The organism is Flavobacterium sp. ZB4P23 (assembly GCF_003970375.1).
GTDB lineage: Bacteria > Bacteroidota > Bacteroidia > Flavobacteriales > Flavobacteriaceae > Flavobacterium.
The window spans coordinates 324,753-337,931 of the sequence record NZ_RYDK01000002.1 but is presented as its reverse complement, the minus strand read 5'-3'; the positions used below and the strand labels follow the sequence as shown (position 1 = coordinate 337,931).

At 34.3% G+C, this 13,179-nt stretch carries 6 protein-coding genes; 5 read left to right on the top strand and 1 reads right to left on the bottom strand.

Annotation, left to right across the window (positions count from 1 at the left end; translation table 11 throughout):
* Nucleotides 1-11 precede the first annotated feature (11 nt).
* Nucleotides 12-671: a ribonuclease HII gene (locus EKL99_RS04700; protein ID WP_126562336.1), complete on the bottom strand. Its 660-nt coding sequence runs from the start codon at nt 669-671 to the stop codon at nt 12-14.
* A gap of 199 nt (nt 672-870) precedes the next feature.
* Between EKL99_RS04700 and EKL99_RS04695 the strand changes: the two genes are divergently transcribed.
* From EKL99_RS04695 to EKL99_RS04675, 5 genes are all read left to right on the top strand, one after another.
* Entirely contained in the window at nt 871-3,975 is a 3,105-nt protein-coding gene (locus tag EKL99_RS04695) for a TonB-dependent receptor (RefSeq protein ID WP_126462036.1), read from the top strand.
* Nucleotides 3,976-3,979: 4 nt separating this feature from the next.
* Nucleotides 3,980-5,530, top strand: a complete 1,551-nt coding sequence (locus tag EKL99_RS04690) for a RagB/SusD family nutrient uptake outer membrane protein (protein ID WP_126462039.1) — start codon at nt 3,980-3,982, stop codon at nt 5,528-5,530.
* A 732-nt stretch (nt 5,531-6,262) separates the two neighbouring features.
* The gene (locus EKL99_RS04685; protein WP_126555184.1) at nt 6,263-9,292 is read left to right on the top strand and encodes a SusC/RagA family TonB-linked outer membrane protein; all 3,030 of its coding nucleotides are present in this window, start codon (nt 6,263-6,265) and stop codon (nt 9,290-9,292) included.
* A gap of 11 nt (nt 9,293-9,303) precedes the next feature.
* Nucleotides 9,304-10,743 carry a RagB/SusD family nutrient uptake outer membrane protein gene (locus EKL99_RS04680; RefSeq protein ID WP_126555181.1) on the top strand — a complete coding sequence of 480 codons (1,440 nt, stop codon included), beginning with the start codon at nt 9,304-9,306 and terminating at the stop codon, nt 10,741-10,743.
* A 112-nt stretch (nt 10,744-10,855) separates the two neighbouring features.
* Nucleotides 10,856-12,721 (top strand): S8 family serine peptidase, encoded by a 1,866-nt coding sequence (locus EKL99_RS04675; RefSeq protein WP_126555178.1) that lies wholly within the window; start codon nt 10,856-10,858, stop codon nt 12,719-12,721.
* Nucleotides 12,722-13,179: the final 458 nt, after the last annotated feature.

The following is a 13,179-nucleotide window of genomic DNA, read 5'->3' as shown; positions in this document are numbered from 1 at the left end:
GCAATCTAAATTCAAAAATCAAAACAATACTGTTCCGGCAACAAACGAAATGTCATTCGGTGGTGTTTTGTAACCCCATATTTCCGAATGGCTTCCCGGTGTTCTTTGGTAGGATATCCTTTATTTTGTTTCCAATTGTACATTGGGAATTCCTCATGAATCCGATTCATATATTCATCCCGATACGTTTTTGCTAATACGGAAGCGGCGGCAATACTCATAAATTTTGAATCTCCTTTTATGATACTGGTATTCGGAATCGAATGTAGGATTTCAATTTCAGCATCGGTAAAAATCTTTCCTCCGCGATTTTTAATCCCACCCTTAGGAATCAATAGAGTATTTCCGTCTACAATAATGGATTCAGGTCTTGGATTTAGTTTTAAAATACTTTCCTGCATTGCTTTTATGGAGGCGTTCAAAATATTTATTTGGTCAATAATCAACGGTTCCAGATGGGTTACGGCAAATGAAACACATTCTTGTTCTATAATAGGTTTTAATTTTTCTCTTATTTTCTCAGACAATTGTTTGCTGTCATTTAATAACTCATTTTGGAAATGCGCAGGTAGTATTACGGCTGCTGCAGTCACGGGGCCCGCCAGACAACCCCGACCGGCCTCATCAGTTCCGGTTTCTAAATATGGCGTTAAAAAAAAAGGACTTAACATTAAATTGATTTTGACAAAAATAAGATTTTTGAAGTGATTATCCGCAGTTTGTAGTGTCATAATAACTAAATTTCATTGGTATGTTTATTTTTTGAAGAGGAATGGTGTCAAAAACACAAAGTGTTAAATTTTATAAAAGCTTGTTTATTTAAAGAATTATTAAGATTTTTGTGAAATAACTAATTCAAAACAAATTAATATGAGATCAAAATTTAAATGGATTTTTACGTTGCTGTTGGCTTTGTCAATGCAATTTGTGTTCGCACAAGAAAAGACCGTTACAGGAGTAGTGTCTGATGCTACAGGACCTATTCCTGGAGTGAATGTTATTATTAAAGGAACAAATAGAAGCACACAAACAGATTTTGATGGTAAATATTCCATTAAAGGAAGTAATGGGGAAGTTTTAGTATTTTCATTTGTTGGTATGAAAGATATGACAGCAAATATTGGAGCTTCATCCACAGTTAACATTAAAATGTTACAAGCAGATAATACCCTAGAAGAGGTTATTGTTGTAGGTTATGGTGTTCAGAAAAAGAAAGACCTTACTAGTTCGATTTCCTCCATTAGTGGAGAAGCTATAAAAGGTCTAATTACACCTAGTTTTGAAAGTCAATTAGCAGGAAGAGCTGCAGGTGTGCAAGTTACTACACAAAACGGGATTTTGGGTGTAGCGCCGAGGGTTAGAATTAGAGGTGTGGCTACCATTAATAGTGGTACTCAACCTTTGTATGTAGTGGATGGTTTACCAATTTACTCTGGAGATATTGGAGGTTCTGCTGATACCAATGGTTTGGCCGATATTAATCCTAACGATATAGAGTCTTTCGAAGTCTTGAAAGATGGTGCTGCGACTGCAATATATGGTTCTAGAGCTGCAAACGGTGTGATTTTAATTACTACTAAAAGAGGTAAAAAAGGAACAATGAAAGTTTCTTATAGTAATGTTACTGGATTTGCTTCAGCAACAAAAAGATTTGATTTACTTAAAACTGCTGATTTTCTAGTTATTAATAACGAAAAAAGATTAAATGCTGGTCAAGCGGCTTGGGCAGCTGGAAGTAATTTTGATACTGATTGGCAAAGTCAGGTTTTGAATAAAGGTGCTGTTCAAACAGATCATTCTCTATCTTTTAGTGGAGGTTCTGACAAGACTAGATATTTCATGTCTTTAGGTTACTCTACTCAAGATGGTATTGCGAAGTCAAACAGTTTAGATCGTTATTCTCTTAGGTCAAATCTAGAACATGAAGTGACGTCATGGTTAACAGCCGGAGCTAACATTGGGGTTACCAAAACTAATACTTACGGATTGAATACAGGAAGGAACTCTATTTCAGGAAATATCTTTAGTGCAATAAGACAGTTGCCTAATACTTCTCCTTTTGATGCAACAAACCCAACAGGTTTTAACCTTAATGCATCCGGAAATATTGGTCAAGGTACAAATCTTACACAAGCCACGGATAATTTATCCAATATTAGCTTTGTATTAGCAAACAACAAGTTTGAATCTAAGGTAACTAGGATTATATCCAGTGCTTTTTTATCCGCTGATATCCTTAAAGGTTTAAATTATCGTTTCCAAATTGGAGTTGATAACGCTTCAACAAACGGATTTTTATATTGGAATCCATTACATGGTGATGGACGTGGAACTAATGGACGATTAAGTAATAATAATAATACTTTAACTCGTTGGAATGTTCAAAATGTTTTGTCCTACAATAAAACATTTAGTGATGATCACAATTTATCTTTGACAGCAGTTTATGAAGCTCAAAAAGAGAGAAATGAAGGTTTTTTTGGTACAGGTACCAATATAACTGATCCATTTTTTAATGAAAATGTGGTAACAGGGGCTTTTGGTACTCAAGAATCAGGGGGTGGTGTCAGCGAAGAAGGTATTATTTCTTATATTGGAAGAGCAAGTTATAATTATAAAGAAAAATATTTTGTTCAAGGTACTATAAGACGTGATGGACTATCGAAATTTAATTCAGACATTCGCTACCAAAGTTTTCCTGGTGTTTCTGGAGGTTGGAATATTGCGAATGAAAGTTTTATGGAAAATTTTAAAAGTGTCATTTCTCAATTCAAAATCAGAGGGTCTTACTCTTTAACGGGTAACACAAATGTGGGAAGAAGTAATTATCCTTATTTGAGTACATATTCTCCTTCATTTTATGGACCAAACAATGGTATCGCATTTACAACTTTTGCAAACAGAAATTTAAAATGGGAAACAAGTACTAAAATTGATTATGGAGTAGATTTGTCTTTATTTAATAATCGTTTGACTTTAAACTTTGATTATTTCAAGAATACCTCTGAAGATGTAGTACTTCAGTTTCCGATAGATCCTTCATTAGGCGTTCCAGGAAATGCAATAGATAGAAATGCTGCAAATGTATTAAACAAAGGGTATGAATTTGGAGTAGATTATAGTGTTATAAACACTAAAGATTTCAAGTGGAATGTCAATGCAAATTTAACCTTACAGAAAAATAAAGTTTACAATTTGCCAAATAATGGTGCAGATATCATTGGTGGAAGCTCAGGAGATATAAATATTCAGCCAAATATCATTATTCGGGAAGGTGAATCATTAAACTCACTTTATGGATTTACATATTGGGGTGTAAACGCTGCAAACGGTAATCCGGTCTATTATAAAGCTGATGGTAGCTTGGTTCAAGGAAATATCGCAACAGCTAATTACAAAGTATTTAATCCAGCCGATCCCACAAATGTATCCGTTGCATCGTCTTTAACACAAGCCGATAAAAAGATTCAGGGAAATTCACTTCCTACTTATTTTGGTGGATTTAATTCTAGAATGAGCTATAAGGATTTTGATTTTAGCTTCTTGATTCGTTTCAGTGGTGGAAACAAAGTTTTTAATGGTACTAGAAGAGATTTACTTAATTTAGGTTTAAGCAACAATAGCACAGAAATCCTTGGTAGATGGCAAAGTCCAACAAATCCTGGTGACGGAGTTACGCCTAGATTAGTTGCTAACCAAAATCCATTTATTAACCAAGCAAGTAATCTAACAACTCGTTTTGTAGAAGATGCAGACTTTATTAGTTTAGATAACATAAGTTTAGGGTATTCGTTTCCAAAAATTTTAACCGAAAAAATAAGCGTTGAAGGAGTGAGATTGTCAGCTCAGGTACAAAATTTATTTTTAATAACGAAATACAAAGGATTAGATCCAGAATTAGAAACTTCTGGAGTTGATTTAAACGGTACACCAAGAGCAAGAATTTTTTCAATTGGTATTAACGTAAATTTATAAAAAAATGAAAAAATACATAAAAATAGTAACTAGTGTAATGCTAGTAATGGGATTGTTTTCTTGTTCAGATGAGAAAATATTGGAACTAACTCCTATAAATGCGGTAGCGTCTGATGTTGCATTCACAACACCTACTTTGATAACGGCTTCAATGAACGGTATGTATAACGCGGCTTCGGTTGGTATTTTTAATAATACAGCAAACAATCCGAATAGTGGTCGAGGTTATATCTGGGGTGCAGCTTTTGTTCAGCAAGGAGATAATAGAGGAGAAGATGTAATTAATTTAGCCGGATTTTATCAGTTAACATATACAGGTACATACGATGCTGGTACGGCAAACAACACCTATTATTTTGTTGATGGTTACCGATTAATTAACAGATGTAATCTAATTATTGAAGGTGTAACTGATGCTGTAAGTAAAAATGTTATTACAGCTCAGCTTGGAAATAGTTACATAGCGGAGGCAAGATTTTTAAGAGCAATAACACATTTTGAAATGTTGAATTATTTCGCAAGGCCTTACAATTTTACTGTCGGTGCTAGTCACCCTGGTCTACCATACAGAGAGGTAGGTGTTGATACTGACGCGGAAGTAGAGAGCGAAAAAGCGCAAGGAAGAAATTCAGTAGCGGAGTGCTATGCTAAAGTTTTAGCTGATTTGAATTTTGCTGAGAGCAACCTCATTGGTACTAATAAATTTAGAGCAACAAAAGAAGCTGCTATCGCTTTTAAAACTAGAGTGTATCTGCAAAAAAGAGATTGGGATAATGTTGTAGTTGAAGGGTCGAAATTATCTGCTCTTTCTTTAGCTCCAACTCCAGCCGGTGCTTTTACGTTAGGTACGAATGTTGAAACTATTTTTTCAATTCAACATGGTGCCACAGCTGGTCAAAACCCTGGTGTCAACGGTTCACTTGCGTCAATGTATAAAAATAGAGCTTTAATTTGTATTAGTCCAATCATTTGGAGAGACGCGATGTGGTTAAATGATGATAAAAGAAGAGAGAATGGTGTGATGACAACGATCAATGCGGGTAATGTTTTAACAAACAAATATACTGATATTACAAATTCAACTGATCCCGCTCCAGTAATTCGTTTCGCAGAAGTACTTTTGAATATGGCAGAAGCTAATGCTAGAAAAACTTCGCCGGATTTAACATCAGCTTTGACACAGTTGAATAGAGTAAGAAATAGATCATTAGCTGTTCCATCTACTCAAACTTATACTACAGCAAGTTTTGCAACAGCAAAAGATTTAGTTGGTGCAATATTAAAAGAACGCAGAATAGAATTTATTTGTGAAGGAAGAAGATGGTCAGATATTCACAGATTACAAGGGGATGATTTGTTTCCAATTGATGGAATTCCTTCTAAATTAGCTAATGGTAATCCTCCTGCTGGTTCATTTACTTTGGGAACATCGTACACAGGTCCAAGAACAAATGCTGCTATCCCAGGAAGTGATTTTAGATTCTTATGGCCAATACCATTATTAGTAACAACAACTAATAAAATTTTAGCTGCTCAGCAAAATCCAGGCTGGTAATGTAGATTCATATTTTAACAAGAGAGAGCCTTCCCCAGTCATTTTGATTGTGGAAGGTTTTTTTATTTAATGATTTTTAGTATTTCAGCGTTATAAAGGTAAAAATTCATGGCTTATTTGATAAGAAAATTCATTGAGTTATACCAAACGAAAATATAATATAGAAATAGTACTAAATACGGTAGGTGATTTTAACTAAGTTAACTTATGTTTTCAAGATGAAGCTCGTTTTGGTTTGTTCACTCAAAATGAAAAATCTGTTACTGATATTAAAGTTTGACCAATTTGTCTTTTCAATAAGTTTTTAAATCAACTTTTCTGTTTGGTTTTTCTAATAGGTTGTCAAGTTTATTATGTCGAGTGTCTTGATAAAAAATCCTTGATTTTTGTGTCTTTTGAACTGTTTCAGGCATACAAGATTCAAATAGTCTCATATTTAAAGAATAGTTTCAGTTTTTGGACCTAATAATTGTTGATAATTAAATCCGCTCCAGTTTCTAAATATGGCGTTAAAAAAAAGGACTTAACATTAAATTAATTTTGACAAAAATATAATTTTTGAAGTGATTATCCGCAGTTTGTAGTGTCATAATAACTAAATTTCATTGGTATGTTTATTTTTTGAAAAGGAATGGTGTCAAAAATATAATATGTTAAATTTTATAAAAGCTTGTTTCTTTAAGAAATTATTAAGAAATTTGTAAAATAACTAATTCAAAAAACAAATTTAATATGAGATCAAAATTCAAATGGATTTTTTCGTTGCTGTTGGCTTTGTCAATGCAATTTGTGTTCGCACAAGAGAAAACTGTTACAGGTGTAGTGTCTGATGCCACAGGACCTTTGCCAGGTGTAAATGTTTTGGTGAGGGGTTCCAAAGTAGGAGTTCAAACTAATTTGGATGGAAAGTACTCCATCAAAGCGAAAACAGGAGATGTATTGCTGTTTTCTTTTGTGGGAATGACAGATGCTTCCAAAACGGTTGGGCCTTCAAATACAGTGAATGTTTCCCTACAAGATGGAGTAAGTTTGAATGAGGTTGTTGTTCAAACTAATTTGGGATACTTTTCAAAAGATTCAAGAAAGTTGTCTTCCTCAGTGTCTACAATTTCTGCAGATGAAATTGCAAAGCAATCTCCTGCTTTAACTATTCAGAATGCATTACAAGGACAGGCAGCAGGGGTACAAGTTACTGCTCAAAACGGTAAACCGGGAGCGGCTGCTTATGTTACAGTTCGTGGAGCTGTAAGTATTACAGGAGGTACAGCTGAAGCTATTTATGTAGTGGATGGTGCATTCGTGAGCGGAAGTGAAGCATCTGCTTTAAGTTCAAATGATATCGAGTCTGTTTCTGTACTTAAAGATGGAGCGTCTGCTGCAATTTATGGAGTACGTGGTGGAAATGGAGTTGTAGTTATTACCACGAAAAAAGGTAAAAATGCAAAAGGTAAGTTCCAGTTTAATAATTCGCTTGGATTTACTCAAAAAATTGATGACCCGTTTGATATGATGAATGCTGATCAGAAAATTCGTTATGAAGCCTTGATTGGTGCTGGTTCAACTGTTGGTAAAACAGCGGCTCAGTTGGCTTTGTTGCGTTCTTACGATCACAACTGGCAAGATGACTTACTGAAAAAGGGATTCGTTCAAAATAATAATTTTTCGTACTCAGGGGGTAATGATCAATTTACTAACTTTATGTCTATTGGTTATACTGAAGATAGTGGAATTATCGACAAGCTTAAAGGGTTCAATAGAATTACTGGAAGGTATAACAGTGAATACAAACCGAATGAAAGAGTTAAGTTTGGCTTCAATATAGGGGGGTCATACGAGAAATTTAATGATTCAAGAGATCGTAACAATGCCCAAAGTCCAATTAGAGCAATGTACGATTACAATCCTTATGAGCCATTTTTTGCAAGAGATGCTAATGGTAACGTAGTTAATGATGTACTTGGTAAACCAGTTTTTAATACAAGTTTGCTTGCAGGTTTCCCTATTCAAGAGGCGATTGTTAATAATACTGAACAACGTCGTTTCTTTAGATTATATGGACGTCCATATGTTGAGTTAGGGATAGTTAAAGATTTGACCTTCAAAACCCAAATGAATATAAACTACGAAAGATATCAAAGGGAGTCTTTCGTAAAGCCATCTTCATTTTTGGATTTAATTGTTGGAGATCCTTCTGCTAGAGGTATAAAAACAGATAATGGATCGGATGGATTAGAGTATCAATTAACGAACAGTTTGAATTACAAATATAGTATCAATGGCAAGCACAATTTTGAGTCAACTGTATTATATGAATATTTTAAATCGAACTTTAGATCATATTCTTTAACTAGAAAAGGGTACGTAAATGGTGATTTGCCAACTGCAGGAACAGCAGTTGTTGGAGTTCCTTTTACTGGAAGAAATGAAAATGCTACTGTTTCTATTTTTGGTAACATCGATTACGATTTTGATGGCAAGTATTTAGTGTCATTATATGGAAGACGTGATGGTTCATCCGTTCTAGGAACAAACAATAAATACGCATTCGCTAAGGGAATCTCTTTAGGATGGAATGTTACCAGAGAATCTTTTATGAGTGATGTAAAATGGTTGAATAATTTAAAGTTGAGAGCATCATACGGAGAATTAAATTCAACTAATGGTATTGGTAGTTATACTGCTCAAAGTCTTTTTAGCACTTCACAATATGGAGGAGGTATTGGAACAATCTTGACAGGAAGCACAGTTGGTAACAATAATTTGAAGTTTGAAAAAGCGGAGAAATACGAAGTTGGTATCGAGGCTGCAGTATTGAACAATTGGTTGACTTTATCAAGTTCGATATTTCAAGATAAAAGAAATGATTTTATTTATAGTGATAATACTACTGTTGGTACTTCGTTTTCTGCGCTTATTAATGCAGGTGACTGGACTTCTAAAGGAGCTGAAATTGAGTTAAAAGCTTTTGCAATAAAAAATGAAAATACTACTTTGTCTTTTTATGTCAATGCCGCTGCTTTTGATAGAGAAATTAATGAGTTAAACCGTCCTGGAGATCCAAATAATCAGCTTTCAAGAGGATTGACATGGAATAAAGTAGGTCGTTCACCTGATGATTTCTTCCTTGTGCCTTATGCAGGAGTTAATCCTACTAACGGTCGTGCAATGTATACTAAGTTAGATGGGACAACTACAGATGTTTACAATGCTGGAGATAGAGTTTTTACTGGAAAAACTCCATATGCTAAGTACGAAGGTGGTTTTGGTATGCAATTTGCTTACAAAGGATTTGATATCTCTACTGATTTTGTATTCAAACAAGGCAATTATACTTACAATTACATGTGGCAAAATATGACTGCAGATGGTAATGCGCCAAATAGAAACCAAGCTGTCGCTGCCTTTGACTATTGGACTACAACTAACACTACTGCCTCTTTGCCTGCACCAAGACAATTATCAGGCATCAACTCTAACCTTGAGTCAGATCGTTTCTTAGAAGATGCAAGCTACATTAGATTTAGAAATCTTAATATTGGATATAAATTTACGAAGAAAGCATTCTCTAACTTACCGGTAGACGATATTAGAATATATACTCAAATGCAAAACTTATTTACATGGACTAAGTTCAATGGTGATCCAGAGGTAGGAATAGGTAGTGCTGAGAGTCAAACAGGGTTATTAGTTCCTGGACAATTTGCATTGTATTCTTATCCTACTGTTCAAACATTCCTTTTTGGAGTATCAATTAATTTATAATTAAAAAAATTATGAAAAAAATAATATATCTTGTTGCTTTATCTTTCGCATTAAATTCTTGCGATGATGAAGATATCACATTCGCACCTTACAATGCGATCAGTGAGTCCATTGTTTTACGTAATTCGACCGATTTTGAGAATATGTTAACTGGAGCGTACTCCTACATGATTAAAAATGGAGGTGACGGTGGTTATGGTACTGAGTTTGTTATTGACTCTGAAGTAATGACAGATAATCTAATTCTTAAAATAGAAGGGCGTCAGTCTAATGCTAATGGTTTTAGATTGCTTTCAGTGCCTAATAGTTCTCATTTTAACTATTATATCAGTGCATACAGAGCCGCAGAAACTGCTACTAGGATTATAGAAAATATTGAAATTATACCTCAAAATGCTGCTAGAGATAACATCGAAGGGCAAGCTCGTTTTATTAGAGCAATAAATAATTTTGATATGGTAAGAATTTATTCTAAAATCCCTACTCAAGCAGCTGACGCTAACGCCTCTTTAGGTATGTATTATCTAGATGTTGTTGCCCCTTTTTCTAAACCAACAAGGCCGACTGTTCAAGATACTTACAAGAAAGTAGTAGATGATTTGCTTATTGCTGCTGACAAAATTGGCACAACTAATACCGTTGCCTCAGGAAAGGCGTCAAAGGCTGCTGTTTATGCTTTATTATCTCGTGTGTATCTTTATTTAGGAGATTTCTCAAAGGTTATTCAATATGGAAATCTTGCTATTGCAGGTAATGCAGTTTGTCCTAGAACGGATTTTGTTAATCTATGGAAGGATACAGATATAAAAGCCCCTGGTGTTTTATTTAAACTTAGGATAGATCAAGTTGATGGTGTTACGCCTGGAGTTGTATACAATCAAACAGTAGCAAGTGGTATTCGTTCTGAATATGTTGTACCTAAGAGCTTTTCAGATTTATTTCAAACGACTGATATTAGAAAATCAGCATACATTGTTACTAGTCCGTTCAATAGTATTCCTTATAATCATGTTATTAAGTACCTTAGTCGTTTGACAGGTAACCCGGCTATAGTTGATATAAAAGTATTACGTGTAGAAGAAGTGTATTTGAACATGGCTGAGGCTCAGTATAGAATCAATGGTGGAGGTTTAGCATTTCTTGATGCAGTAAGATCTCAGAGATATTCTTCTTTTGTTTCAGGTAATGAGACTGGAGCTACCTTACTAAATGCTATTTTACTTGAACGAAGATTAGAGCTTGCTTTCGAAATGGACCGTTTCTTTACATTAAAAAGACTAGGTTTGGGAATGGTTAGAAATTCTGTTGAAGGAGATTATGCTAGCGGTGCTGGTACAAAAGTAGAAACTTCTGCATTAACTATTCCTGCAGGTAATTTTAAATGGCAACTTCCTATTCCGCAATCTCAAATAGATTTGAATAGTAATTTACAGCAAAATCCTGGTTACTAATTATTAAACATTAACATTTTAAAAAACCTCCCTATTTAACCATTTGGGAGGTTTTTTGTTTAAAGTGTTTTTATATAGTAGTTTATTGAAATTAATTCTTAATTTTTTATAAATGAAAAAAATTTTATTTTATATACTAATTTTTCAATTTTCTATTGCGCAGACCGTACAAGAACGAAAGATAATGATGCAGACCTATGACAATGAAAAAATTAATAGTTTTGTTCTTAAATTAGCAGAAGCCCAAAAGGAGCAAAAAAGTAAAATTCAAAGTTATAAGCTTCTATACAGATTGTTAGATTCTGAAACGAATTCACTTCAGCGTATTTATGATGGATTACCTTTTTTTTACACAATAGAAAATGATGCTTCTGTTGTTACCATTCGTGCAAATTCATTGCACCCAAATGGTGTTTTAGGTCTTAATTTGACTGGTATCGGAATAACTGCTGGTGTTTGGGATGGAGGTAAAGTCCGTGAGACTCATCAGGAGTTGGCTGGTTCAAAGATATCTTTTGGTGATGGAGCAATATCTCCTAGTGCCCATTCTACCCACGTTACTGGAACCATAGTGGGAATAGGAGTGGTGCCTAAAGCGAGAGGGTTCGCATATCAAGCGAAAGCAAAAACGTATTATTGGGATAGTGATGTTGAGGAAATGGCGAGTTTCGCAGGCGAAGGGTATTTAGTATCAAACCATTCATATGGGTATGGTATTTCTAATTCTTTTCCTAACGCGAGATTTGGTTATTATGATCAGACCTCATCCGACTTTGATAAAATTTCAGAGGTGTTTCCGTATTATCAAATAGTTGTAGCTGCGGGTAACTCAAGAAATAGCACTCATTCACAAATAAATGCTAAAGGTGGTTTTGATATGCTTACAGGAAGTGCAGTATCTAAAAATGCGATTGTAGTTGCGGCGGTTAATTCGGTTTCTAATTATACAGGCCCAGGAAGCATAACAATGAGTTCGTTTAGTAATTATGGACCTGCCGATGACGGAAGAATTAAACCAGATATCAGTGCAAAAGGTGTAGGGGTATATTCTTGTAATGGACCTAATGATAATACCTATGAGACGTTAAGTGGTACTTCAATGGCAGCTCCAGCAATCACAGGCTTAATTGTTTTACTGCAGCAGCATTATAACAATTTGAATGCTTCATTTATGAAAGCTGCAACAGCTCGTGGCTTGCTTTGCCATACTGCAGATGAAGCAGGTTTGTCAATAGGCCCAGATTATGAGTACGGGTGGGGCTTAGCTAATGGAGAAGAAGCTGCTAAATTAATTAGTTCAAAAGGGAAGACCTCACTAGTTTTAGAAAATACTTTAACGGATCAAGTAGTTTTTACAAGACAGATTTCTATTTCATCCCCTAGAGCTTTAAATGTTTCTATTGCATGGACTGATCCAGTTAAATTTGGTTCCGTCGTCACTCCTGTAGTTGAGGATAATAGAAATACGAATCTGGTGAATAATCTTGATCTTAAGATTATTGATGAGTCCGGCAGGGTATACTATCCATGGAAATTGATTCCTACTTCGATGAATAGCGCGGCAACTCAAGATTCTGACAATAATGTTGATAATATTGAAAAAGTATCAATTCTTAACGCTGCTGCTGGTAAATATACTATTCAGGTTACTAACAAAGGGAATTTATTAGCTGGTGTTCAAGATTATACATTGATTGCAAGCGGTTTGGATGATTTGACCTTGGCTACTAAGGATTACGGTAGAAATAGTATGATTAGAGTCTATCCTAATCCAGTGCAAGAAAATTTATCCTTCGATTTACCAGATTTCTTCTCTCCATTAGAAGTTGTTATTTATGACATCTCAGGTAGATTAATTCGAAGTATTAATTACGAAGAAGAAAATAATGTAAAGGTAGGAAACCTGAAACCAGGGGTCTATATCGTCAAGTTTATTAGTCAAGATAAGAGCCTACAAGTTAAGTTTATAAAAAAATAAATACTTTGGCACAAACTCAACCTTTAAAAAATATCCACTTACACTGGATGTTTTTTTTACAGTTAATTAGGTAATAGTATTTTAATAACAAAATAGTGGTGCCTATATCTAATTTGGACACTATTTTTGAAATAAGATATTTTTAGCTCAATTAGCTCCAATTTTACTAAGTAAATAAGAGAAGCTGTTTTATTGTAGAATAGTTTATATTTTAGTTTTTTATTTAGTGAGGCTGTTATCGAAAATTTTTGCTATCATTACCCTTTAACAAATGATGGATGCTAAACAATACCTTACAAGGCAGTATGTTAATTATACGATTTCGGTAGCTAAAAGTATTTTTTGAAGTCCCTTAAGCGGGTTTATTTGTTAAATAAAATCAATTCAATTAGTATAATCAGAAAAATATTATGTAATAACTCAAAAAAAGCATTCTTTTTTTATTCTTATAAAAGCCT

Excerpts from the sequence above, each read along its gene's own strand:
- EKL99_RS04700 (WP_126562336.1), bottom strand. The coding sequence starts at position 671 with ATGTTAAGTCCTTTTTTTTTAACGCCATATTTAGAAACCGGAACTGAT.
- EKL99_RS04685 (WP_126555184.1), top strand. The coding sequence starts at position 6,263 with ATGAGATCAAAATTCAAATGGATTTTTTCGTTGCTGTTGGCTTTGTCA.
- EKL99_RS04690 (WP_126462039.1), top strand. The coding sequence starts at position 3,980 with ATGAAAAAATACATAAAAATAGTAACTAGTGTAATGCTAGTAATGGGA.
- EKL99_RS04695 (WP_126462036.1), top strand. The coding sequence starts at position 871 with ATGAGATCAAAATTTAAATGGATTTTTACGTTGCTGTTGGCTTTGTCA.
- EKL99_RS04675 (WP_126555178.1), top strand. The coding sequence starts at position 10,856 with ATGAAAAAAATTTTATTTTATATACTAATTTTTCAATTTTCTATTGCG.
- EKL99_RS04680 (WP_126555181.1), top strand. The coding sequence starts at position 9,304 with ATGAAAAAAATAATATATCTTGTTGCTTTATCTTTCGCATTAAATTCT.